Origin of the sequence: Micromonospora sp. MP36, assembly GCF_008119785.1 — a bacterium.
In the GTDB taxonomy this organism is placed as follows: Bacteria; Actinomycetota; Actinomycetes; order Mycobacteriales; family Micromonosporaceae; genus Micromonospora.
This window is the reverse complement of the sequence record NZ_VSFA01000013.1, coordinates 95,728-118,480: the sequence shown is the minus strand read 5'-3', so window position 1 is coordinate 118,480 and position 22,753 is coordinate 95,728. Positions and strand designations below refer to the sequence as shown.

The following is a 22,753-nucleotide window of genomic DNA, read 5'->3' as shown; positions in this document are numbered from 1 at the left end:
GCTTCTAGCAGGACCCTGTCTGGGGCAACCTCTCCACTCTACCCGGGCCGTTCCGCGCAGTCAATCTCGTATTCGAGGTGATCAACTTGGTTCGGTCCGATCCACGTCGACGCACGCCGTATCCGGCGGTCGTTGCTGTCGTGGGTTCCGGCAGACCGGCCGGCGCCGCTTTCGCGGCCACCCGCCCGGCTCCCTGCCGGCCTTCGCACTCTACCCGGTCGGCTTCGCGATCGCAACCCCGTGTTTCTCGGAGCGCCTCGCACCGCCCGGATCCCCAGTCTCGCTCGGCGTCTCCGCCACGAGCCTGGCGCCCGTTGTCGGCCGGTTTGTCCGGCCTCCCGCGTGCAGAGAGAAAGTTACGCGTACGGCCCCGAGAAGGCAAATCAATGACCGTCACTGCAATTTGCCGGGTGCCGGGAAACCCGACGGCGGACCGGCGGCGTCGAGGAGGACCATCGACGGCTCCGGCGTGCCAGAGTGTCTGGCATGGATGACGTGTCCCGGTTACCGGTGGCGACGCTCGCCGCAGACACCCTGCTCGGCCTCCTGCTGCCGTTCTGGCAGCTGGTCATCGCCGCCTTCGTGGTCTTCGTCGTCCTGGTGTCGGTGGGGCGGCTCGCCCGACGCGGTCGCTCCCGGATGACCACGGCGCTGCTCATCACCGCCGCGGCGATCGCCGGGTTCACCGTGATGGGTGTGCTGCTCGAGAGCTGACCGGGTCAGAGCCGGCGGTTGGCGAGGCTGGGCAGCTCGGCGCGGATGGTCCGCAGCCGGTCGAGGTCCAGGTCGGTGACGGCGAGGCCCGGGCCGTCTGGCAGCTGGCTCAGCACGGTCCCCCACGGGTCCACCACCATGCTGCGGCCGAAGCAGGTCCGGCCCGGATCGTGGTCACCGGTCTGGCCGGCGGCGGCGACGAAGCATTGGTTCTCGATCGCCCGCGCCCGCAGCAGGACCTCCCAGTGGTCCCGGCCGGTGTGCATCATGAACGCGGCGGGCACGACCAGGAGCTCGGCGCCGCCGTCCGTGGCCAGTTGCCGGTAGAGCTCGGGGAAGCGCAGGTCGTAGCAGATCGAGAGGCCGACCCGCAGGCCCTCGACGTCGACCACCACCGGCTGGTCGCCGGGCGCGACCGTCGCGGACTCCAGGTACGAGACCCGACCCGGGATCTCCACGTCGTACAGATGGATCTTGCGGTAGCTGGCGGCGAGCGCGCCGGTACGGTCGAAGACCAGCGAGGTGTTCCAGGTGTGCTCCGGGTCCGGCCCGGCCTCGTGGAACGAGCCGGCGATCACCCACATGCCCAGCCGGCGGGCGACCCCCGCGAAGAACTCCCCCACCACGCCGTCGACCTTCTCGGCCGGCGGCATCCGGTCGGCCACGCCGAGATAGTCGACGTACTCGGGGAGGACGGCGAGATCGGCGCCAGCCGCCGCGGCCCTGACCAGCAGGGCCTCGGCGGCGGCGAGGTTCGCCGCACGGTCGTCGCGGGCGTTGAGCTGGCAGACGGCGACGCGCATGGGGCTCAGCGTACGGGCGACGCGCAGTTGGCGACAGGGCTCAGTTGCCCGCCGCCATCCGCACCGGGGCCCCGGGCAGCGCGACGAGGGTCAGGCGGACTTCTCCTCGCGATCCCGACGGGCCCGGCGACCGGTGAACTCGCGGGGCACGATGGTCGGGTTGACGTTCTCCAGCACCACCTCGCGGGTGATCAGCACCCGGGCGGCGTCGGGGTTGCTGGGCACCTCGTACATCACGGAGAGCAGGACCTCTTCCATGATCGCGCGGAGGCCGCGGGCCCCGGTGCCGCGGAGCATGGCCTGGTCGGCGATGGCCTCCAGCGCCGGCTGCTCGAACTCCAGCTCGACGCCGTCCAGCTCGAAGAGGCGCTGGTATTGCCGGACCAGCGCGTTGCGCGGCTCGGTGAGGATCCGGACCAGCGCCGACCGGTCGAGGCTGCGCACGCTGGTGATCACCGGGAGCCGGCCGATGAACTCGGGGATCAGCCCGAACTTGAGCATGTCCTCCGGCATGACCTGGCTGAAGATGTCGTCGGTCGACCGCTCCGAGACCGACCGGAGCCGGGCACCGAAGCCGGTGCCACCGGAGCCGGTGCGGGCCTCGATGATCTGGTCGAGGCCGGCGAAGGCGCCACCGCAGATGAACAGCACGTTGGTGGTGTCGATCTGGATGAACTCCTGGTGCGGGTGTTTCCGCCCGCCCTGCGGCGGCACGTTGGCCACCGTGCCCTCGAGCATCTTCAGCAACGCCTGCTGCACGCCCTCGCCGGAGACGTCCCGGGTGATCGACGGGTTCTCCGACTTACGGGCGATCTTGTCGACCTCGTCGATGTAGATGATCCCGGTCTCGGCGCGCTTGATGTCGTAGTCGGCCGCCTGGATCAGCTTGAGGAGGATGTTCTCCACGTCCTCGCCGACGTAGCCCGCCTCGGTGAGGGCGGTGGCGTCGGCGATCGCGAACGGGACGTTGAGCATCCGGGCCAGGGTCTGCGCCAGGTGGGTCTTGCCGCAGCCCGTGGGACCGAGCAGCAGGATGTTGGACTTGGCCAGCTCGACGCCGTCGTTGCCGGAGCCCGGTGCGCCGGCCGCCTCGGCCTGGATCCGCTTGTAGTGGTTGTAGACCGCGACGGCGAGCGCCTTCTTGGCCTGCTCCTGACCGACGACGTAGTTGTCGAGGAACTGGCAGATCTCCATCGGCTTGGGAAGCTCTTCCCACTTCACCTCGCCGGATTCGGCCAGCTCCTCCTCGATGATCTCGTTGCAGAGATCGATGCACTCGTCGCAGATGTAGACGCCCGGACCCGCGATGAGCTTCTTGACCTGCTTCTGCGACTTGCCGCAGAAGGAGCACTTCAGTAGGTCGCCGCCGTCACCGATCCGTGCCACCTACGTTCTCCCTGCACTCGTCGGCCGGAGCGCCGGCCCTGACCTGCGGGCCTGCCGCCCGTCCGTCTGTCGTCCCATCCGCCGATCCGCACCAGCGAAGCGGTACAGACCCGACGTTACCCGCTGGCGGAGGTTTCTCCGACCCCCAAAACGGGTGTGTCAGAGGTCGGCCGGGACCGATGCCCCGGCCGACCTCCGATTCGGCACAGCTCAGCTCGCGGCGTGCGCCGCCAGCAGACCCTTCTTGCGGCTGGTCAGGATGGTGTCGACCAGCCCGTACTCCTTGGCCTCTTCGGCCGTCATGATCTTGTCACGGTCGATGTCCTTGCGGACCTGGTCGACCGGGCGGTTGCAGTGCTGGGAGAGCATCGTCTCCAGCTGCGTCCGCATCCGCAGGATCTCCCGGGCCTGGATCTCGATGTCCGAGCCCTGACCGTAGCCGCCCTCGGTGGCCGGCTGGTGGATGATGATCCGGGAGTTGGGCAGCGCCATCCGCTTGCCCGGGGTGCCCGCGGAGAGCAGCACGGCCGCCGCGCTGGCCGCCTGGCCGAGGCAGACGGTCTGGATGTCCGGGCGGACGTACTGCATGGTGTCGTAGATCGCCGTCATGGCGGTGAAGGAGCCGCCGGGCGAGTTGATGTACATGATGATGTCGCGGTCCGGGTCGGTGCCCTCGAGCGTCAGCAGCTGGGCCATCACGTCGTTGGCCGAGGCGTCGTCCACCTGCACGCCGAGAAAAATGATCCGGTCCTCGAAGAGCTTGTTGTACGGGTTGGACTCCTTCATCCCGTACGACGTGCGCTCGACGAACGACGGCAGAACGTAGCGGTTGTGCACGGCCGCGAACTGGGGCGGCAGGCTCAGGTCGGTCATCGTCAGCTCCTCGGTCAGCTCAGGGTCCCGGCGCCTTCCGGAACCTGGGCGGCTCCGGTGATCACCTTGTCGATGAAGCCGTAGTCCATGGCCTCCTGGGCCGTGAACCAGCGGTCGCGATCCGAGTCCGCCTCGATCTCCGCCGCGCTCCGGCCGGTGTGGAACGCGACCCGCTCCTGGAACATCCGCTTCGTGTAGAGCATCTGCTCGGCCTGGATTGCGATGTCCGCGGCCGTGCCGCCCATGCCACCGGACGGCTGGTGCATCATGATCCGCGCGTGCGGCAGGGCGTAGCGCTTGCCCTTGGTGCCCGCGCAGAGCAGCAGCTGGCCCATCGAGGCGGCCATGCCCATCGCCACGGTCGACACGTCGTTGTCGATGAACTGCATGGTGTCGTAGATGGCCATGCCGGAGTAGACCGAGCCACCCGGCGAGTTGATCCAGAGGTTGATGTCGCGGTCCGGGTCCTCCGCGGCGAGCAGCAGCAGCTGCGCGCAGATGCGGTTGGCGACCTGATCGGTCACCTCGCTGCCCAGGAAGATGATCCGCTCCTTGAGCAACCGGTTGTAGACCGAGTCGTCGAGGTTGCCAATTGAGTCGCCACCGCGGGCCTCGAGCGCCCGGAGCGGCTTCGCTGGGATGTGCATGTCGGTCATGGCAGCCCTTCGCTCTCCGTACCGTCGTACCCGACACTAACCGGTCAGCCGGGGGCCGTACTCCCGGTCGGGGCACTGTTCGCTCTCAGCGCAGCTGCCCCGGAGGGCGTACCCCGAAAAGGGTTTCGGCCGCCGTCCAGCGTGCAGCTACGGACGGCGGCCGACACCCGGCGATCAGTGTTCGTGGTTGTGCTCGGCCTCGTTCTGAGCCCGGAGCGCGTCCAGGGTGACCTCGTTGCCCGCCGAGTCCTTGATCTTGACCTTCTCCATCACCGCGGCGAGCGCCTTGCCCCGGCGGACGTCGCCGAAGACGGCCGGAGCGGCGCCGGAGCGGACCAGCTGGTCGTAGTACTGCTGGGGGGCCATGCCGGCGCGCTGGGCGCGGTGGACGATCTCGTGGCCGAACTCGTCGTCGGAGACCTGCACGTCCTCGGCGTCGGCCAGGGTGTCCAGCAGGAGCTGGATCTTGACGCCGTCGGTCGCCGCCTCGGTGAGCTCGGCGTCGATCTGCTCCTCGGTCTTCTCCTCGGCGGCGAGGTATTCCTCGAGGGAGGCGCCGATGCGCTCCAGCTGGTCGACCATCGCGGCCTTGCGGCTCTCGACCTCCTCGCGGACGACACCCTCCGGAGCCGGCACCTCGGCGGCGGCGACCATCTGCTCAAGGGCCTTGTCCCGAGCGGCGTAGATCTGCTCGACCTGCTTGCCCCGGGTGACCCGCTCGCGGAGGTCGTTGCGCAGCTCCTCCATGGTGTCGAACTCGCTGGCCAGCTGGGCGAAGTCGTCGTTGAGCTCCGGCAGCTCCTTCTCCTTGACCGTGCGGACGGTCACCGCCACGTCGGCGTCCCGGCCGGCGTAGTCGCCGCCCACCAGCTGGGTGGAGAACGTGGTGCTCTCGCCGGCGGCCAGGCCGACCAGGGCCTCGTCCAGGCCCGGCAGGAGCTGCTTGCTGCCGACCTCGTGCGAGATGTTGCTCGCCGAGCCGCCCGGCACCTCCTCGCCGTCGACCGTGGCGTTCAGGTCGATCTGGACGTAGTCGCCCTCCTGAGCGGCCCGCTCGACGGTCTTCAGCGTGGCGAACCGCTCGCGCAGGCCGTTGACCTGCTCGTCGATCTCGCTGTCGGCGACCTGGATCTCGTCCACGGTCACCTCGATCGACGCCGGGTCCGGCAGGGTGATCTCCGGGCGGACGTCGACCTCGGCGGTGAAGTTGAGCGAGTCACCGTCGGCGAACTCGGTGATCTCGACCTCCGGGCGACCGAGGGTCTTCAGCTCGTGCTCGCGGACCGCGGCGAGGATGTTCTGCGGGATCGCCTCCTGCACCGCCTCGTTGAGGACGGTGCCCCGGCCGACCCGCTGGTCGATCACGGCGGGGGGAACCTTGCCCCGGCGGAAGCCGGGAACCTGGACCTGCTGCCCGATCTCCCGGTACGCCTTCTTGAGGCTCGGCTCGAGCTCGACGAACGGCACCTCGATGGCGAGCCGCACGCGCGTCGGGCTCAGAGTCTCGACGGTGCTCTTCACAGGCGTACTCCTTGACGGATCTCAGTTGAGTCTGGGCGTGATTACGCGCATCGAGTGTAGGCGAGCCGGCCTGCTGCATCGGCAGCGCCCGGGTACCGCGCGGAAAAATCGGCGGTTCCCGGGCGACCGGGCCGCGAACGGACAGTCGGGGTGGCGGGATTTGAACCCACGGCCCCTCGCTCCCAAAGCGAGTGCGCTACCAAGCTGCGCCACACCCCGTGGCGACGAGAAGTGTATGCCGTCCGCGCCCCCCGGACCCGCACCGGGGCCGCACGAGGCGCACGCACCGGGGCGACGTGAGGCACGCACCTGGGCGACGCGAGGCGCCCGCCGGGGCGGCGCGCGCACGCCCGGGTTCGCGGGATGCAGCAGTTTCGGCGAAAGAGTGGTCTCCCGGGGCGGCGAGAGGCCTCTTTCGGGGAAGTGGTGCGGATCTTGGACGCCGGCCGATCGGCGGCACGCGGTACGGGGCTACGCGTCCGGTTCGGGGATTCGGTAGGCTGTCGGGCGCGCCCCGCGGCAGCGGGGTGCCTGCGGGCGTAGCTCAATGGCAGAGCTTCAGTCTTCCAAACTGACGGTGCGGGTTCGATTCCCGTCGCCCGCTCTTACGGCCTCCGGCCCAGGTCAGAGGCTGCATCCCCCGATCCTGGGCCGGTCGACCACTCCCCCGCTCTGATCTTGCGGGCCATCCGTGGGCCATTAGCTGCTCCGGCCGCCCGTGCGCCGGGCCTGCCGGGCGATCCGCCGGTCCATGGCCGAGGCGATTTCGCGATCCCGCTCGCTGGTCGCGTGCTGGTAGATCAACGCCGCACGCATGCTCGCGTGCCCCATTCGCTGCATCAGCTCGCGGGTGCTCGCGCCAGAGGCTGCGGCGAGGGTGTTCCCTGTGTGCCGCAGGTCATGGAAGTGGAAGCCGGGCAGCCCGAGCGCTGCGACCGTCCGCGTCCACTTGACCGCACGGCCGAAGTTGCCGGATCGCAGCAGCGCACCCTTGTCGCCGGTGAAGACCAGGGCGTCAGCGTCGACGGCGGTGAACTCGGCCAGATGCGCCCGCAGGGCCTCCACGGCGGCGGCCGGCAGGGCGACGACCCGGACCCCGGCCGCCGACTTGGGCGGCCCGAATTCCAGATGACTCCGCAGCGCGGCGAGCTTGCGGGTGACCCGGACGGTGCCGGCGTCGAGGTCGATGTCCCGCCGTCGCAGCGCGACCAGCTCGCCCCACCGCAGACCCGAGAGCGCCGCGACCACGACAAGCGCCGAGAACCGAGCAGGCATCGCGTCGGCCAGGGCGTAGACCTGGGCAATCGTGGCGGTCGGTCGTTCCGGGGTGTGGTACTGGTCGTAGCCCTTGATCCGGCAGGGGTTCTGCCGAATGATTTCATCCTCGCGCACCGCCGTGTTGAGGATGGCCCGCAGCAGCGCGTACGCCTTGACCGCCTGGGGCTCTGGCACGCCGGCATCCAAGAGCTTCTTACGCCACGCCCGGATCGTCGCCGGCTTGATCCCGCCAAGCTTCAGGTGCCCGAGGTACGGCACGACTTGCCGCGTGAACAGGAACTCGTACCCCTGCCGCGTCCTTGGGGCGAGCTTGCGCTCAGCGATCCACCGCTGCCCGTACGTCGAGAGTTAGATCTCGCCCGCTTCTGGCGCTACCCACTCCCCCCGGATGATCTCCGACTCGACCAGGGTGAGCCACTTCTCCGCCTGCTTCTCAGTGGCGAAGGTGTACGGCGCAGTCCGGGTCAAACCATCCGGGCCGACGTACCGGGCTTGCCAGCGACCGGACGCCCGCTGACGCACGTTGCCGAAACGACGCCGGCCACCACGCGCGGGCATCAGGCCACCTCCGCGAACTGCCGCCGCAGCTGCGCCCGTGTCATGGGCACGACCCGGTTGGCCTCGATGTAGGCGGCTACGGCAGCAGGCTCGAACCGCACGAAGCGCCCGACCTTGACGTAGGCGATACGCCGCTCAGCCACCAGCCGGCGCACGAAGCGAGGTGTAGCGCGGAGGCGAGCCGCCACCTCACCAGCCGTCAGCAGGTCATCCGTCACGGTCGAGGCTCCTCCTCAGTAGTCAGGTACTGGTCAGTTGCCGAAACGTTGGGCAGGTCGGCGGCCCGTCTGGCGGCGTCGAGTTGCGCACGCCATTGGATGCGTTCGGAGATGGCGCGGAGGACCCGGTGGCCGAGGGGTGGGACGTCGGGGTCGGTGGGTTTGGCGAGTTCCCAGGCGTGCCGCACGGTGTCGGAGCCGGCCGGGGCGGTGGCGGCGTCGGTGGTGACGCCGAGCAGGGCCTTGACCCACTCGCGCCGATCGGCGCGGTGGTCGGCCAGGGTCTTGCCGGACCACTGCCGAGAGATGAGGACGCGCCGGCCGCCGATGCCGAGGGTCTCGCGCTTGTGGACCTTGTTCTTGCAGTTGCCCGGCTTGAGCCCGGGCCGCGCCTTCTTCGGCTGGATGCCGTAGAGCAGCCAGTTGGCGCACCGCTCCGAACATGGCGTGTGCCGCAGTTCCTGCCACAGCCGTTCGAGGTGGGCGCGCTGCCGGCCGGTGGTCACGTCATGGCAGTCGGCGGCCTGCTTGGTCAGGTACTTGGTGATGTAGCCGACGCACCGATCCGCGTCCTTGGTGCCGGCGAGCACGCCCTTGGCGTCGACCTGGACGCCGAAGCGGACCACGTGCACCGGATTGGCGTCAGGGTCGGCGTCGATCAGGTCCAGGGCGTCATCCCACGACGGCAGGAGCCGGCCCGTGGTGGGGTCGGTGTAGCCGCCAGCGTCGGCGTCCCATTGCGGCGCCCTTCCCGGTTCGTAGACCAGCTGGTCGACGGGCGGCCACCACACCTGGTGGTAGGTGGCGGCGGCGACCTGGCGGACGAGGGCGCGGGGGATGGTGCCGCGCATGGCGAAGTGCGCGTGCGGGGCAAGCCGGCGTTGCGGCTCGACCGCCCCGGCGTATTGCACGTTCCAGCCGACCGCCCGCCGCAGGTTCTGCCAGAACCGATCCAGGAGCCGGGGGAAGTGCACGGCGTCCCAGGCGGCCCGCCGGTAGTCGTAGCTGTCGGGGTCGACCGGGGTGCCGTCGGAGTGCACCCGGCCGTAGGAGTCGAGGGTGAGGGTGAGGAACATCGACGGCCGGAACACCTGCCCGCCGTGCCCCTCGTAGGTCCGCCCGATGGTGCGGTTGTCGACGGGCAGGCGGGGCAGGTCCGGGGCGTCCTGCCGCCGCTTGGTCGACCGGACCCGGCGTTTGCCGTCGCTGTCCTCCTGGTCGTCGCTGGCGTGCGGGGGTGCGGGTCGGCCCCGGAGTCCTTCGGTGGTGATCTGGGCTTCCAGCTCTCCGATCGCCTCGTCCAGGTCCGCGACCTGATCCCACTGCGACGCCCGAGCCGCCTCGTCGCGGGCGAACTCGAGATGCGCCCGAGCCACGATCAGCCCGCGTTGGGCGTCGGTGGCGGGTTGGGGGCCGGGGTCGGGTTCGTCGTCGCGGTGCCAGCCCTCGCGGATCTGCTGCTGCCGCAGCCGCCGGGCACGCTTCGCGCAGGCCGGGCACTTCGCCTCTTGGGTGGCTCCGCAGGGCATGTCGATGACCTCGGTTTGCCCGGAGTCGAGGTCGGTGCGGCGAAGGCTGACGGGGCGGGTGCAGACGCCGTAGTCGGCGGCGAGGTCGGCTACGACGTCGACGGAGCGGGGCATGAGCATCCGGGCGGCCCGGGAGCCCGGCCGTGGCTCCACCGTCGGGGTGGGGTCGAGGCCGGGCAGCGCGGGAGTGATGGTCATCGGCTCACCTCCCGCATGGGGGTGAGGTCGCGGACCCGCACGGCAGGGCGGGAGTCGGCGGCCGGGGTGGTGTGGTCGTCCCGGCGCGGGTCGAACACGGCCACGCCGGCCCGGGCGGTCTTCGCCCGGTACATGGCGGCGTCAGCGTCGGCCAGGGCGGCGGCGAGGCCAGCGGGACTGGTGGGGGCGAGGCCGATGCTGGTGGTCACCGACACCGCCACGCCGGTCGGGAGTTGGACGGGGGCGGCGATCGCGGCGGCCAGCTGGCGGACCGCGTGGGTCGGGTTGGGGTCGAGGATCAGGGCGGCGAACTCGTCCCCGCCGAGCCGGGCGGCCACGCCGTGGACGGTGCGGAGGCGGTGGGCGACGGCGGTGAGCACCACGTCTCCGGCGGCGTGGCCGTGGGTGTCGTTGACCGGCTTGAAGCCGTCCAGGTCGACCACCGCCACCCACGGCCGGTGCGGGGCGAGCTGCTGCCAGGCGGCGGCGAGGCCGGCGCGATTGGCGATGCCGGTCAGCGGGTCGCGCTGGGATGCCCGTTGCAGGGCGGCGAGTTCGTAGCGGGCGGCGGAGAGCCGGTACTGGTCCCAGCAGAACAGGACGAGCCCGCCGACCAGGAACAGGGTGGAGAAGAAGTGCTCTTTCATCGGGTCACCTCCCGAGTCAGCGGGGTGCCGTTACGGCGGACGAACGCGGTCGACGGCACCGGGGCCGGGGCGACCGGGGCGGGGCGGGCCGGCTCGACCGGGACCAGGGCGACAGGCGCGGCCGGGGCCGGGGTCGGGGTCGGCGCGACGGGCGGGGCGGGCGGCTCGACCGGCCGGGCCGGCGGGGTGGCGACCGGCGGAGCCGGGGCGTGGACGGGTTCGTCGGCCGGGGTGGGTGTGGTGGCGAGGATGAGCTTGGACAGGCCCATGAAGGCCAGGGCGGGGACGGCGGACAGGAGCCAGCCGGACAGGCCGGGCTTGGCCACGGCGAGCTGCGCGGCGAGGGACAGGGCGACGGCGGCGACGAGCAGGAACATCGGGTAGCCGATCGGCCCGCCCGTGCGACGTCGACGGCGGATGGTCAGCAGGGCGGCGACGGGGACGAGTTCGGAGATGACCGCGTTGGCCCAGCCGAACCACGCCCCGGTGCCGGGCGGGGAGTTGTCGAGGGTCCAGTCCTTGACGTGGGTGAACGAGGCCGCCCCGGCGAAGCCGGCGACGAGCAGGAGGATGACGACGAGGACCAGGCCCTCAACGCGTTCGGCGCGGGTGTGGGTGGGGTGGGGTTTCATGCGGCACCGTCCAGGACTTCGCCGTCGATCACGCGCAGCCGGCCGTAGGTGTGGGCCATGTCGCGGATCTCGTCATCGGTCAGGTAGGAGAACCGGACCCGCATCGGGGTCGGGTCACCGTCGATCACGACGAACCCGACACCGGGCAGGGACTGCGGGATGCGGTCGCACAGCGCTCCCCGGTCGCGCATGCCGTCACCCAGCACCAGGTCCACCTGCGCCGCCTCGGCCAGCCGCAGCCCGATCCGGGTCGGGAACAGGTCGCGGAACGGCAGCACCTCCTTGCGCGGGTCCTGGATCGCGGCGACGACGTGGACGCCGACCGCGCGGCCTTGGCTGAGCAGGATCGACAGGGCGGCCTTGATGCGGTCCTTCAACTGGCGGTCGGTCAGGTAGGCGGTCAGGTTCGCCAGCTCATCGATCACGAGGACGATCAGCGGCTCATCCGGGGTCGGGACGTGCTGGCGGGTCCGCCCGTGCAGGTTCCGCGCCCGATTCCGCGCTAGGGCGGCGGCGTCCTCGATCAGCTCGCACATGGCCGGGTAGTCGCGGCAGGCGAACCGGGCGAACATCGGCGCACCGATCCCCAACTCCATCCCACCCTTGGGGTCCAGGCCCCAGAGTTGGACGAGGCCGGAGGTGGTGCCGGCGGCGAGGGAGCGGACCACGGACCAGATGACCGAGCCCTTGCCCGATCCGGTGGCGCCCACGACCAGGACCTGAGTGCCGAACAGCCGCAGCCCGTACCCGTCGCCGTCCTCCTGCCGACCGACCGGCAGGGCGGTGAACTCCGGCACCGCCGGCACCGGCAGCGGCCGGACCACCCGAGCGAGCGGGTCACCGCGGAACAGGGTCAGCAGCACCAGATCGGTACGCGGACCAGGAGCCGCCTTGACTTGGCGGACGCCGAAGGTGTGGGCGAGGCGTTCGGAGACGCGGGCGAAGTCGTCGGGGATCTGGCCGGTGACCATCCGCACCGTCACCACATCCACGCCGGCACCGCAACGGACGGACTTGAGCACCGGCACGACGGTGTGCCGATCGAAGGAGATCGCCAGCTTGGCCGTCACCATCGCCGCCAGCCACTTACGGCGGTAGACCCAGCGCCGGTAGCAGGACAGGACTGGCCACCACCCGAACCGCAGGAACGACGGCCGGTGACCCAAGCCCCAGCCGGCGGCGATGGCGGCGACCAGGACGACGAGCCCGACCGGTCCAGCCCAGCCGAACCGGAGATAGAGCCAGCCGAAGACCACGGTCGGGGTGGTGACGTACCAGAAGCGGAACAGCAGCCAGACGAGACGGCAGAAGCCCTTGATGGTCCACCAGGTCAGGGCCAGCCACGTCGGGATGCGGATGATCGGGGTACGGATGTTGATCGGGGCGGGGTCGATCCGGTCACCCCGGATCACGTTGACCAGCGGCATCGGTCAGTCCTCCCGCAGGGTCGCGTCGGGCAGCTCCAGGTAGGTGCTGGCCTGTCCGGTGCCGTAGGGGGCGACGGACAGCAGCGCGACACCGCAGGCCCGGCAGCGGGCAACGGCGACGCTCACTCCGTGATCCGGGGTGCCGTAGGACAGCAGGTAGGCCGCGTCACCGTCGACCATTGGCGCGTGCGGACGTGCAGAGCTGGCGGCCGGGCAGTCACCGGCCGGGCGGACAGCGAAGCGGGCGGCCATCAGGACACCTCCCGCGTACCGGCAGCGAACAGGGAGCCCTGTCCCGGCGCACCGGGACGGCGGACCACCCGGCGACGCACCGGACGGGCCGGGACGAGGGCGGCCAGGTCGACCGGGCCGGTCTGTGGGGCGGGGACGTGGCGGGTCATGGTCGGCAGCCACCGGCCACGCCCGAGCACGGCGCGCAGGTCGACGCGGTCGCCCACGTGCGGGGCGATCAAATCGGGGTCGAGGTGGCGCAGCTTCACCACCGTCCGGGCAAGTGCGGCAGCGGCGGCGGAAATCTCCACCAGCGCCGCGACACGGACGGCGTCGGCGGGGATGGTGGTGTAGACCTCGCGGGCCGCCCGGATACCGGGGCCGGCGAGGCGCATCACGGTGCGGCGGTGAGTCGTACGGCGGGGGGCGGGGCGCGGGTTCCCGGCGATGCGGGCAGCGTCAGCTAGCGTGGGCATCAGCCCAACTCCTTCCAAGGAGAACGGTTGATAGCGCGGGGCGAGAGTTGTCTTGGCGGGCGAGTCCCGCCCCGCGCGTCCAGATCTGGTCAGGCCGCCTGCTTCACGGCGGCGGCTTCCGACATGGCACCGGCGCGGATCGACCACGCCTGACGCGCCCGGCACTTCCCCGACCCCTTGCACCGCTGCGAGTCCACATACGGGGTGAGGGTCACGTCGGTGAACTCCACCGCCGGCGGATAGCCCGGGATCTTCGACGCCGGCGGCACCGGCTGCACCGGAGCGGCGATCTTCACCTTCACTTCCTTCGAGCCGCCGAACTTGCCGGCCTCCGGGTCCAGGTCCAGCACCTTCACCACCCACAGGCGCTCGCCGCTGTCCTTGTCCCGCGCCTGGTCATCACCCTGACCGCGCTTGTCGAAATCCGTCACCGGCTCCACACCCAGGCACAGCGCACCCTGCGGAAACACGTAGTCGAACGGAACCGGAACCTTGATCGTGTTCGGGACCATGCCCTTGCCTCCTCGTTGTCTACCCCCCTAGACGGTCGCGATCTGCGTAGCCGTTGGGATGTATAGGGGGATAGACAGGAAGCTGCGGCGGTACGTTGATGGCGTCAAGGGGACTAGACGGAGCCCTGCCAGGTAGTGCGAGGACGGACATGACGGGCGAAGTTGAACGTATCGCAGCGATACGTGATCCGTTCGAGCTTCTTCGCGAAGCGACGGCGCGGATGTCGGCAGCTCAGGAGGAAGTGACCGAGCTTGCCCGTCTGCGCCGCCGCGTGATTCAGGAGCTTCACGACAAGGGCATGTCGTTCGCGGACATCGCTCAGCAGGTCGGCCTGTCCCGTGGCCGCATCCACCAGATTCGGCACGCTGGTCCGGCCCCGGAAGGCGCGTTCTTGGGCCAAGGCACGGTCACGATCAGTACCCCGTTGAAGCAGGAGGCGATCAGGTCGCGGCCGGTGGTCGCGATCGAAGACATGACCGGCGCTCAGCGGCTTGGGGACCTCGCGCGCAGCCTCGGTCTAGAGCCGTCGTTCGAGTCGATTCCCATCGGCGGCGAGATCGACCTCAACCGTCCCAACCAGGTGGTGATCTCTGGTCCGCGCATCTCCGAGCACATCGCCCAGGTGCTCGCGCAGGACCCCGTCCTGCAGTTCGAGCGCGCCAGCGACGGCCCATGGACGCTGGTCGACCGCACGACCGGCACCGTGTACCGGTCCGGGCAGGACCAGACGCCGCCGCGCAGCTGGGACGTGGCGTACCTGGGCCGCCTACCCCGACCGGATCGGCAGGGGTCGCTGATCGTTTTCACCGGCATCCACCCGCCCGGTTCCCTCGGAGTCGTCCACCTGCTCTGCACCCGGATCAGCGAGCTGTACAACGAGGTCAAGACCGGTCACTTCTCCGTACTGGTCGGCACCGAGTACGACCCCGACACCCACGAGCCGCGCCACGTGGAGCTTCTGACACCGCTGTACCGGCTGGAGGACAACTGATGCAGGTCACCATGGCGACCAGCCCGGCCAAGCCCGGCCAACCCAACGAGGACTTCACCGCGGCCACGCCGCACGGGGTCGTTCTGCTCGACGGTGCCGGCCTGTCCGGCACCACGTCACGGTGTTCGCACGGGGTCGCCTGGTACACCCGCCAGCTCGGTGGGGCGCTGCTCGCCGGTCTCGCTGGCGACGACGGCCAGGACCTGGCGGCCATTCTCGCCGAGGCAATCAGCCAGACGGCCGCCGCGCATGAAGGCAGTTGTGACCTTGACGACCCCGGCACACCGTCCGCGACCGTCGTCATGCTCCGCCCTACCGCTGATGACCTGGAGTACCTGGTGCTTGCCGACTCCGTGCTCGTGCTCGACCTGGCCAGCGACATGCCGCTGGTCATCACCGACGACCGCGAGGCACACGTCGGACGGCGCTACCGCGCAGCGATGGACAGCCTCACCAACGGCACACCCGAGCACGACCAGGCCCGCCGCGATTACGTCCAAGCCATGCGCGCCCACCGCAACAGGCCCGGCGGGTTCTGGGTCGCCGCCGCCGACCCACGAGCCGCCGATGAGGCGGTTCTTGGAAGCCGACCTATCAAGGAGGTGACAGCCGCAGCCCTGCTCAGCGACGGTGCCAGCCGCCTCGCTGACCGTTTCGGCCTGACTGACTGGCCCGGCCTACTGGCGATCCTGCACGATCACGGCCCAGCCGAACTGATCCGCCGCGTCCGTGCCGCAGAAGACTCCGACCTACAAGGCAACCGCTGGCCGCGCGGCAAGACACACGACGACGCAACCGCCGCCTACTGCGCCCGGCTGCTCGACACGCGTCCGTTGCCGAATTGACCTCTTAAGGATCAAGGCGGCCCGCAAGCGGGCCGCGCCGGCCCGGCCCCGGCCTGCTGGCGACCTCCGGCCGGCATCGGCCGGGCCGGCCGGCCACACTTGGGGACGACCAGGACCCTGAAGACCTCGGGGCGCTGCCCCGAACCCCGGCCCTCCTCAGAGATCGGCCGGGCGGATCACCTCATCGGGCACCACAAGGGCTACCAGCCTCCCCGGACGGGGCCAAGGTCGTTCGTCCGGTAGGGCGCTCCACCTTGTCCCCGTCCGGGGAGGCTGGACGGTCTACGACTGCCCGACGAGGAGATCCGCCAAGCGGCGTGGTCCGGTACAGGCAGCGCGACCCCGCCAGACGGCTGTGGGCGGTGAGGAGCTACAACAAGCCGATCTGACCGGGAAGCTCGGTTGGCGTGAGCACAGCACGAAGCTTTTCGAGGTGCGGAAACTGCGTCGCCCCGGCTTCGCTCCACAACTCACGCCACTCTGAGTCATCACCTAGCACCCGGGCGAGAGCTTCCGCGGCGAGTTCTGGCAGGTCGTCGTCCAGCTCGAGTGCATCACCGGCAAGCAGGAAATTGGGCGCGTACGTGGAGGTAATCGGCGGCCCGCCGGGCATCCGAGACGCAACGATTGCCGCCGCAGCGATAGCCGCCGCCGCATCGTCATAGTCGAGGTATCCGGTAGTGTGAGCCGCCGTTGTCAAGGCCGCACGAACCATTCCCCGGCGCTCGGACGGGTGGGCATCGTGAAGGCCATCGCACCAGTCGGCTGCGCTGTCGTTCTCAAAAGGGCCCTCGCCCCAAGCGCCCATCTGCCTCTCCAAGGTGTCGACGTAAGGGGATCATGAGCCGCCCTTGCGCCAACCGCAAGACCCGAGGGGCACGCCAGCGGGAATCTACGTGCCATTGGCGGACGGCCGTGATGGGCCATCCACGGGCCAGTAACTGTGGCGCGCAGCGGTCATGAACGGGCACGAGGGGTGCTCAGCTTTGCCGCCGTCCACAGGCGTTTCGGGCATCGCGGCCGGTTGAGCGCGCTCTTCCAAACTGACGGTGCGGGTTCGATTCCCGTCGCCCGCTCCACCCACGAAGGCCGTGGTGGACCGAATGTTCGCGGCGTCCGGGCGGCCCGGACACGGCGGGCTGCTCAGCAGTTGCCCGTCGCTGCCCGGTACCGCTCGATCCACTGCTGGTTGAGCTGGTCGGCCTGACGTCGATGTCGGGGAGTGATGGCAACTCCTTGCGGCACGTCGAGCCCGAGGAAGTCGAGGATGCCGCGGGTCGTCGCCACCATGTCCGTGTCGAGGTCCTCGTAGCGCACCAGGTACGGCTGGATCCCCCGGGACGCGAACCACGCCGCCCAGGCCGCGTTGTGCGCCCTGATCACGTCGACGAACCGGCTGATGCCGTCGGCGTCGAAGCGGGGCGGCTGCCCGTCGCCGGCGCTGCCGCTGATCTCTCCATTGCCGCCGACGAACCATCTGCCGGTCTGCTCCGCGCGTAGCCAGGACACCGCCTGTGCCACCACGTCGTCGCGGCGCAGGAAGACGAAGCCGGTGCGGCCGAACGCCCGGTCCAGCAGCGCGACATCGTCACCGTTCAGCTCGGGGTGGATCGCAGCGAGCTTGTCGACCAACTCGTCCAGGGTCCCCCACATGAGCTTCGCGCCGAACACGCCGTTGCCGGTCCGCCCGGCGGCCAGCGCGGCCCGCAGGTAGTCCGCATAGTCGAACCCGCCCTGGGTGGTGCGCGGGAGTTGCCACCGGTCGGCCCACAACGGCTCGTCGGGCGAGCGGAAGTAGGACTGGGGACGACCGGCGACCCCGGTCGACTCCAGCAAGCCGAGCAGGAGCGAGCTACCGGTGCGCGGGGTGGCGCAGATGAAGTACGACTCGACACCGCCGGCGGGATGTGCGGGCATGGCCGCAGCCCATCGCACCGCCGCGCCACCCCGCAATCGAGTTCCGGGGAAGGGGGCGCGCCACCGCCACCGCAGCGGACCCGAGGGACCGCAGCGAATCCGTACCTCGCGCCGGAGATCACCCGGCGGCAGGGCCTGCGTACGATGCGGGGCCGGACATCCCCGCGTCGGGTGGAGGTAGCCACGGATGTCAGGCCAGCAGGACGGGTACGCCCTCGGCGTCGACCTCGGCACCTCGAACACGGTGGCGGTGCTGCGCTGGCCGGACGGGCGGACCCGCCCGTTGCTCGTGGACGGACACCCGATCCTCCCTTCCGGCGTCTACGTCGACCCGGACGGGCGGACCCGCCCGTTGCTCGTGGACGGACACCCGATCCTCCCTTCCGGCGTCTACGTCGACCCCGACGGGCACCTCCACGTGGGGCGGGACGCGCAACGGCTGGCACAGGCTGACCCGGCCGGGTACGAGCCGAACCCCAAGCGCCGGGTGGACGAGGAGACCGTCGAGCTGGGCGGGCGGGCGTACCGGCCGGCGGAGCTGCTGGCGGCGACGCTGCGGGCGGTGGCGGACGCGGCGGTGGCCGCGGTGGGCTTCCTCCCACCCTCGGTGGTCACCCACCCGGCGGCCTGGGCGGCGCCCCGCCGGCAGGTGCTGCACGACGCGCTCGCGCTGGCCGGGTGGCCCCCGGCCGCCGAGCACACCCTGGCCGGGCCGATCACGCCCGGCACCCGGCTGCTGCGCGAGCCGGTGGCCGCCGCCCGCTACTACACCCAGTTGCTGCGCCGGCCGGTGCCGGTCGGGGGCTCCGTCGCGGTGTTCGACTTCGGCGGCGGCACCCTCGACGTGGCGGTGCTGCGGAACGAGGGCGCCGACCCGTGGGGCGACTCGGGATTCGCGCTGGTCGCCAGCGGTGGCGTCGCCGACCTCGGCGGCCTGGACCTGGACGCCGCCCTGGTGGGCCGGCTGGGCGACCTGGTCGGCCCGGTGCACCCGGCCGCGTGGGCGCGCCTGACCGGGCCGAGGAGCACCGCGGAGCGGCGCGACCTTCAGCAGCTCTGGGACAACGTACGCGGGGCTAAGGAGATGCTCTCCCGGGCCATGGTCGCGCCGGTGGCCGTACCGGGGGTGGAGGCGGCCGCCCGGCTGACCCGGGAGGACCTGGAACTGCTCGCCGCTCCCCTGCTGGCCCGGGCAGTGGCCGAGACCCGCGACGTGATCGCCGCCGCGGGGCTCGTACCCGGGCAGCTCGCCGGCCTCTTCCTGGTCGGCGGGTCGTCCCGGGTGCCGCTGGTGGCCCGGATGCTCCACGCCGACCTGGGCGTCGCCCCGACCGTCCTGGAACAGCCCGAGCTGCCGGTCGCCGAGGGGGCGCTGACGGACCTGCCGCTCCCCCGCCGGGCCGCAGCCAGCGCGCCGGCGGTGCCCGCCGGACCGCACGGCACGCCGCCCGGGAGCGCGCCACCGGTGCCGGCCGGGCCCGCGCCCGGCGGCCCGCACGGCACCCGACCCGAGAGCGCGTCAGCGGCCCCCACCGTGCCGGTACCCGCCGGAGCGCACGACACGGTGCCCCAGAGCGCGCCGCCGGCCGCCGGGCCGCACGGCACGCTGCCGGCCGGGGCGGCGTCCGGGGACACGCTGCCTGCGGCCACGGTGCCGGTCCCCGCGTCGCACGCCACCCTGGTCGCCGACGCGAGGACCCTGCCCGGGTACGCGGGCACCCCGACCCCGTCGGGGCACGTCGGCGCCGGGCAACCGCCGGCCGTGCCGGATCAGGGCGGTTTCGCTCCGGGCGGCCCGGGGCGGCCGGACGTGCCCTTCGGTGCGCCGCCGGTCTCGCCCGCGCCGGGATCCGGCGCGGCCCGGCCGGGGCGGGGCCGGCGAAATCTGTGGATCGCGCTCGGCGCCGGCCTCGTGGTGGTCGGCGTGGTGGCCGCGACGGTGCTCTGGGCGCTCCGGGACCCCTACCCGGCGCTGAAGTTCCACGACCTGGAGGTGATCGACCGGTACGGGGCGGGCAGCGAGCGACCGAGCGACATGTTCACCTCGGTGCTGGCCGACCGGGCCTACCTGGCGTACCCGCGGGATGACGACCGGCTGCAGGTGGTGGCGGTCGATACGGCCACCGGCGGCGAGAAGTGGCGCAAATCGACCCCGGTGGCCGCGGACCGGTGGGCGGCGGTCCAGGCGCTGCCCGGCGCGGTCGCCGTGCTCGCCGACGCCGCCGGCGCCAGCACGCCCCGCGAGCTGGTGGTGCTCGACGCCGGCACGGGCAAGCAGCGCTGGCAGTTGAGCATCCATGGCGACGACGCCCTGTATTTCACCGAGGACACGGCGGTCTGGCTCGACCGGACCGGCGGCCGGCTGGTCGGGCTGCGGCTCGACAACGGCGAGCAGAAGTGGGACCAGGCCAACCCGCGCAACGAGTACGGCGACGCCCGCACCGCGGTGGTGCCGGTGGGCACGGGCGAGGCGCTCGGCGGGCCCGCGTACCTCGACGGCTCGCCGCGGGCGCCGTGGCTCGGGGGCGCGAACCGGCTCGTCCAGGTGGGAGCGGACCGGTCGGTGCGGGTGGTCGACATGGACAGCGGGGAGATCCTGCGCAGCCGGGGCAACGTCGCCAACGTCGACGACCTGGTGGCGGCGCGGGACGACCAGCTGTACGTCACCGAGGACAGCCACGGCTACCGGCTGCTCGCCTACAACCTGGGCAAGCTCGGCGGGCCGGCGGTGCTCTACACCGCCCCGGACGAGCGGCGCCGGGCGAAGGCGCTGGTCACCTGCGGCGAGCACCGGGCCTGCCTGCTGGAGGTGCCGGACTCCGGAGCCGGCGGGACGGAGGTGGTAGCGGTCACCGAGGGGAAGGCCACCCGCCACTGGTCGGCCCCGGAGGCGGACGGGCTGGTCCCGCTGGACGAGCACCTCGTCGCCTGGCGCGACTCCCCGCAGGCCGCGTTCACCCTCTTCGACCCGGAGGGCACGGCGGTGCTGCGCGACCGGGACGGGGTGGCCGGGCGGATCGACGGCGGGAACCTGCTGCTCTTCGCGGAGACGCCGAGCAGCGCGGCGGACGACCGCAGCGTGGCCGGCATGTCGGTGAGCGACGCGCCGGACGAGATGGGTCTACTCAAGGACGTGCGCAGCGAGTCCTGCTCGTGGAACGCCGAAGTGCTCGCCTGCGGCGCCGAGAAGGACTTCGTGCTGTACCGCTTCGCCGGCTGACCCACCCACCCGGCCGCCGAAACGGCGGCCGCAGGTCTGCCCAGGCAGGGGTGGCTCAGCCCACCGGGCGACGGATGAACCGGGCAAAGCCGGGTAAGGCGACCCCGTCCTGGTGGAGTGACGACCGGCGTCGCGGCATCCCGCGACCGGGCGCGCGGGCGGGCGGCGCAACGCCGACCCGCCCGCCGCCACGGCGGATCAGTTGCCGGTGACCCAGTTCCAGGCGGCCACCACCCACTCGGTCTGCTGCAGGTAGGCGACCCCCACACCGGCCAGGAAGAGCGCCGTCACCAGGTGGGCGCCGCGCGCGCTGCGGCGTACCCGGCCCAGCTGCCGCTCCCACACGAGCCGGCCGAGCAGGCGGGCGAGCGCGAAGAGGCCGGCGGCCGTGAGCAGGCTGAGCACGAAGGTGAGCAGCGGGGCGCCGAGGTCGCCACGGCCGGAGATCGCCCAGATGCCCCAGCAGACGAAGGCGAACAGGACACCGGCCGCGCTCCACTCGCCGCCCCGGCGCAGCTGGGCCAGGTGCCAGGCCATCGGCCGGCGCGGGGTGGAGCCACCGGACCAGTCCGTCGTCGGGTCGACGGTGGAGAACTGCTCGGTCCGCGACGTACGCGGCTGCCCCACCGCGGCCACCCCACGCCGGAACGCGTCCCGCTGCGGTGGCACCACCCCGACACCGGGCTGCGGCGGCACCTCCACGGTGCGCTCGGCCCACGGCTGTGTCTGGTCCGCCATCTCGTGTCCTCCCCCTCGACCGACGCCGGCCACGGTTCCGAGGGTAGCGAGCCGGCAAATCGGTCGCCGACCCCGAAGGGGATGGGTTACACACATCCGATGATCGACGTAACGGTGCCCCGGGCCGAGGACTTCGACGACATCGCCGGACTGCTGGCGCTCGCCTTCCACGGGGGCTCCGACCCGGAGCTGCGCGAGATCGAACGGCCCATCTTCGAGCCCGAACGCGCCCTGCTGGTCCGCGACGGCGGCACCGCCGTGGCGCACGCCGGCGCGTTCAGCCGCGAGCTGACCGTGCCGGGCGCGACCGTGCTGGCGGCGCACGTGACGATGGTCTCGGTCGCCCCGACCCACCGCCGCCGGGGCCTGCTCACCGGCCTGATGCGCCGGCAGCTCACCGAGATCCGCGACGCCGGCCGCGAACCGGTCGCGGTGCTCTGGGCCAGCGAGGGTCGCATCTACCCCCGCTTCGGCTACGGCCTGGCCGCCCAGCGGTACACGCTGACCTGCGACACGAGCGAGCTGCGGCTGCCGGAACCGGCGTCCGCCGGGGGCACGCTCCGCCTGGACCGGCCGGCCGCGCACCAGGCCGAGCTGGCCCGGCTGTACGAGCGGGTACGTGCCGACCGCCCCGGCTGGTCACGGCGGGACGAGCGGTGGTGGGCGTACGTGCTCGCCGACGTGCCGAGCCTGCGAGGCGGCGCCACCGAGCGCCGGGTGCTGCTGCACGAGGGGCCCGACGGTCTGGACGGGTACGCGCTGTACCGGACGAAGGAGGAGTGGGACCGGACCGGCCCGCGCGGCGAGGTCCGGGTCGACGAGGTGGTGGCCGGGAATCCGGCGGCGTACGAAGCGCTGTGGCGGCTGCTGTTGTCGATCGACCTGACCCGGCGGCTGTCCTTCGACCGGGCCGCCGTGGACGAGCCGCTGCTGTGGCTGGTGAACGAGCCGCGGCAACTCGGCGCCCACCTCTCCGACGCCCTCTGGGTACGCGTCGTGGACGTCCCGGCCGCGCTGGCCGCCCGCCGGTACGCCGCCGACGTGGACGTGGTGTTCGAGGTCGCCGACGACCTGCTGCCGGCGAACACCGGCCGGTGGCGGCTGGTCGGCGGTCCGTCCGGAGCCCGGTGCGAGGCGACCGACGCGCCCGCCCGGCTCGCCTGCGACGTGCGCGCCCTCGGCGAGGTCTACCTGGGCGGGTCCGGCCTGGGCGCGCTCGCCGCCGCCGGCCGGGTCCGTGAACTGGTGCCGGGTACGGTGGCCGAGGTGGCGCCGGCCCTCGGCTGGCACCGCGCCCCGGCCCCGATGGAGGTCTTCTGACCGGCCGCCACCACCCCGATCATGAGGTTGACGGCGCCATTCCCCCGGTACGCCACCGTCAA

Annotated in this window: 23 protein-coding genes, 2 tRNA genes and 1 pseudogene; 6 read left to right on the top strand and 20 right to left on the bottom strand. The window is 71.7% G+C overall.

Features of this window, described 5'->3' with window-relative positions; all coding sequences use genetic code 11:
- Nucleotides 1–486 precede the first annotated feature (486 nt).
- Nucleotides 487–714 carry a hypothetical protein gene (locus tag FXF52_RS13825; RefSeq protein ID WP_148797196.1) on the top strand — a complete coding sequence of 76 codons (228 nt, stop codon included), beginning with the start codon at nt 487–489 and terminating at the stop codon, nt 712–714.
- 5 nt (nt 715–719) lie between these two features.
- On the opposite strand, the gene FXF52_RS13820 is transcribed toward FXF52_RS13825, so the two are convergent.
- From FXF52_RS13820 to FXF52_RS13795, 6 genes are all read right to left on the bottom strand, one after another.
- Complete coding sequence (locus FXF52_RS13820) at nt 720–1,517, bottom strand: carbon-nitrogen hydrolase family protein (protein ID WP_148797193.1); 798 nt, start codon at nt 1,515–1,517, stop codon at nt 720–722.
- 90 nt (nt 1,518–1,607) lie between these two features.
- Nucleotides 1,608–2,903, bottom strand: a complete 1,296-nt coding sequence (clpX, locus tag FXF52_RS13815; protein WP_148797191.1) for an ATP-dependent Clp protease ATP-binding subunit ClpX — start codon at nt 2,901–2,903, stop codon at nt 1,608–1,610.
- A 210-nt stretch (nt 2,904–3,113) separates the two neighbouring features.
- Complete coding sequence (locus tag FXF52_RS13810) at nt 3,114–3,776, bottom strand: ATP-dependent Clp protease proteolytic subunit (RefSeq protein ID WP_073836589.1); 663 nt, start codon at nt 3,774–3,776, stop codon at nt 3,114–3,116.
- Nucleotides 3,777–3,790: 14 nt separating this feature from the next.
- The gene (locus FXF52_RS13805; RefSeq protein WP_148797186.1) at nt 3,791–4,432 is read right to left on the bottom strand and encodes an ATP-dependent Clp protease proteolytic subunit; all 642 of its coding nucleotides are present in this window, start codon (nt 4,430–4,432) and stop codon (nt 3,791–3,793) included.
- A 174-nt stretch (nt 4,433–4,606) separates the two neighbouring features.
- Nucleotides 4,607–5,953, bottom strand: a complete 1,347-nt coding sequence (gene tig, locus FXF52_RS13800) for a trigger factor (RefSeq protein WP_148797183.1) — start codon at nt 5,951–5,953, stop codon at nt 4,607–4,609.
- A gap of 145 nt (nt 5,954–6,098) precedes the next feature.
- Nucleotides 6,099–6,172, bottom strand: a tRNA-Pro gene (locus FXF52_RS13795).
- A 314-nt stretch (nt 6,173–6,486) separates the two neighbouring features.
- Here FXF52_RS13795 and FXF52_RS13790 point away from each other — a divergent pair.
- Nucleotides 6,487–6,557, top strand: a tRNA-Gly gene (locus FXF52_RS13790).
- Nucleotides 6,558–6,652: 95 nt separating this feature from the next.
- Here the strand turns inward: FXF52_RS13790 and FXF52_RS13785 are convergent.
- The 11 genes and pseudogenes from FXF52_RS13785 to FXF52_RS13745 form a co-directional block, all read right to left on the bottom strand.
- Nucleotides 6,653–7,405, bottom strand: coding sequence for a site-specific integrase (locus FXF52_RS13785; RefSeq protein ID WP_222870510.1), 753 nt, complete (start codon nt 7,403–7,405; stop codon nt 6,653–6,655).
- A 21-nt stretch (nt 7,406–7,426) separates the two neighbouring features.
- Nucleotides 7,427–7,558: pseudogene (locus tag FXF52_RS44050) on the bottom strand (site-specific integrase); the annotation flags it as partial.
- Nucleotides 7,559–7,579: 21 nt separating this feature from the next.
- Nucleotides 7,580–7,789 (bottom strand): hypothetical protein, encoded by a 210-nt coding sequence (locus FXF52_RS42475; protein WP_222870509.1) that lies wholly within the window; start codon nt 7,787–7,789, stop codon nt 7,580–7,582.
- Complete coding sequence (locus tag FXF52_RS13780; protein WP_148797180.1) at nt 7,789–8,007, bottom strand: helix-turn-helix domain-containing protein; 219 nt, start codon at nt 8,005–8,007, stop codon at nt 7,789–7,791. The genes FXF52_RS42475 and FXF52_RS13780 overlap by 1 nt, the downstream gene beginning before the upstream one ends.
- Nucleotides 8,004–9,734, bottom strand: a complete 1,731-nt coding sequence (locus FXF52_RS13775; protein WP_148797177.1) for a replication initiator — start codon at nt 9,732–9,734, stop codon at nt 8,004–8,006. Before FXF52_RS13775 ends, FXF52_RS13780 begins: the two co-directional genes overlap by 4 nt.
- The gene (locus tag FXF52_RS13770; protein ID WP_148797174.1) at nt 9,731–10,381 is read right to left on the bottom strand and encodes a GGDEF domain-containing protein; all 651 of its coding nucleotides are present in this window, start codon (nt 10,379–10,381) and stop codon (nt 9,731–9,733) included. Before FXF52_RS13770 ends, FXF52_RS13775 begins: the two co-directional genes overlap by 4 nt.
- Complete coding sequence (locus tag FXF52_RS13765) at nt 10,378–11,013, bottom strand: DUF2637 domain-containing protein (protein WP_148797171.1); 636 nt, start codon at nt 11,011–11,013, stop codon at nt 10,378–10,380. Before FXF52_RS13765 ends, FXF52_RS13770 begins: the two co-directional genes overlap by 4 nt.
- On the bottom strand, nt 11,010–12,440 hold the full coding sequence (locus FXF52_RS13760; RefSeq protein WP_148797168.1) for an FtsK/SpoIIIE domain-containing protein: 1,431 nt from the start codon (nt 12,438–12,440) through the stop codon (nt 11,010–11,012). The genes FXF52_RS13765 and FXF52_RS13760 overlap by 4 nt, the downstream gene beginning before the upstream one ends.
- 3 nt (nt 12,441–12,443) lie before the next feature.
- On the bottom strand, nt 12,444–12,692 hold the full coding sequence (locus FXF52_RS13755) for a hypothetical protein (RefSeq protein WP_148797165.1): 249 nt from the start codon (nt 12,690–12,692) through the stop codon (nt 12,444–12,446).
- A complete protein-coding gene (locus FXF52_RS13750; RefSeq protein ID WP_148797163.1) occupies nt 12,692–13,147 on the bottom strand; it encodes a hypothetical protein in 456 nt (151 codons plus the stop codon). Before FXF52_RS13750 ends, FXF52_RS13755 begins: the two co-directional genes overlap by 1 nt.
- 89 nt (nt 13,148–13,236) lie before the next feature.
- On the bottom strand, nt 13,237–13,659 hold the full coding sequence (locus FXF52_RS13745; protein WP_148797160.1) for a hypothetical protein: 423 nt from the start codon (nt 13,657–13,659) through the stop codon (nt 13,237–13,239).
- Nucleotides 13,660–13,808: 149 nt separating this feature from the next.
- Between FXF52_RS13745 and FXF52_RS13740 the strand changes: the two genes are divergently transcribed.
- Both FXF52_RS13740 and FXF52_RS13735 read left to right on the top strand, forming a co-directional pair.
- Complete coding sequence (locus FXF52_RS13740; protein ID WP_148797157.1) at nt 13,809–14,651, top strand: sigma factor-like helix-turn-helix DNA-binding protein; 843 nt, start codon at nt 13,809–13,811, stop codon at nt 14,649–14,651.
- Nucleotides 14,651–15,496, top strand: coding sequence for an integrase (locus FXF52_RS13735; protein WP_148797155.1), 846 nt, complete (start codon nt 14,651–14,653; stop codon nt 15,494–15,496). The genes FXF52_RS13740 and FXF52_RS13735 overlap by 1 nt, the downstream gene beginning before the upstream one ends.
- A 370-nt stretch (nt 15,497–15,866) precedes the next feature.
- Here FXF52_RS13735 and FXF52_RS13730 read toward each other — a convergent pair whose 3' ends face one another.
- Both FXF52_RS13730 and FXF52_RS13725 read right to left on the bottom strand, forming a co-directional pair.
- Nucleotides 15,867–16,316, bottom strand: coding sequence for a DUF4259 domain-containing protein (locus FXF52_RS13730; RefSeq protein ID WP_255471906.1), 450 nt, complete (start codon nt 16,314–16,316; stop codon nt 15,867–15,869).
- A 323-nt stretch (nt 16,317–16,639) separates the two neighbouring features.
- Entirely contained in the window at nt 16,640–17,413 is a 774-nt protein-coding gene (locus FXF52_RS13725) for a Stf0 family sulfotransferase (RefSeq protein WP_148797151.1), read from the bottom strand.
- A 187-nt stretch (nt 17,414–17,600) separates the two neighbouring features.
- On the opposite strand from FXF52_RS13725, the gene FXF52_RS13720 reads away from it, so the two are divergent.
- Nucleotides 17,601–20,633, top strand: coding sequence for an Hsp70 family protein (locus tag FXF52_RS13720; RefSeq protein ID WP_148797148.1), 3,033 nt, complete (start codon nt 17,601–17,603; stop codon nt 20,631–20,633).
- A 198-nt stretch (nt 20,634–20,831) separates the two neighbouring features.
- Here FXF52_RS13720 and FXF52_RS13715 read toward each other — a convergent pair whose 3' ends face one another.
- The gene (locus FXF52_RS13715; protein ID WP_148797146.1) at nt 20,832–21,371 is read right to left on the bottom strand and encodes a hypothetical protein; all 540 of its coding nucleotides are present in this window, start codon (nt 21,369–21,371) and stop codon (nt 20,832–20,834) included.
- 99 nt (nt 21,372–21,470) lie between these two features.
- Here FXF52_RS13715 and FXF52_RS13710 point away from each other — a divergent pair, with 99 nt between their 5' ends.
- Nucleotides 21,471–22,691, top strand: a complete 1,221-nt coding sequence (locus FXF52_RS13710) for a GNAT family N-acetyltransferase (protein WP_148797143.1) — start codon at nt 21,471–21,473, stop codon at nt 22,689–22,691.
- The last annotated feature ends 62 nt before the right edge of the window (nt 22,692–22,753 follow it).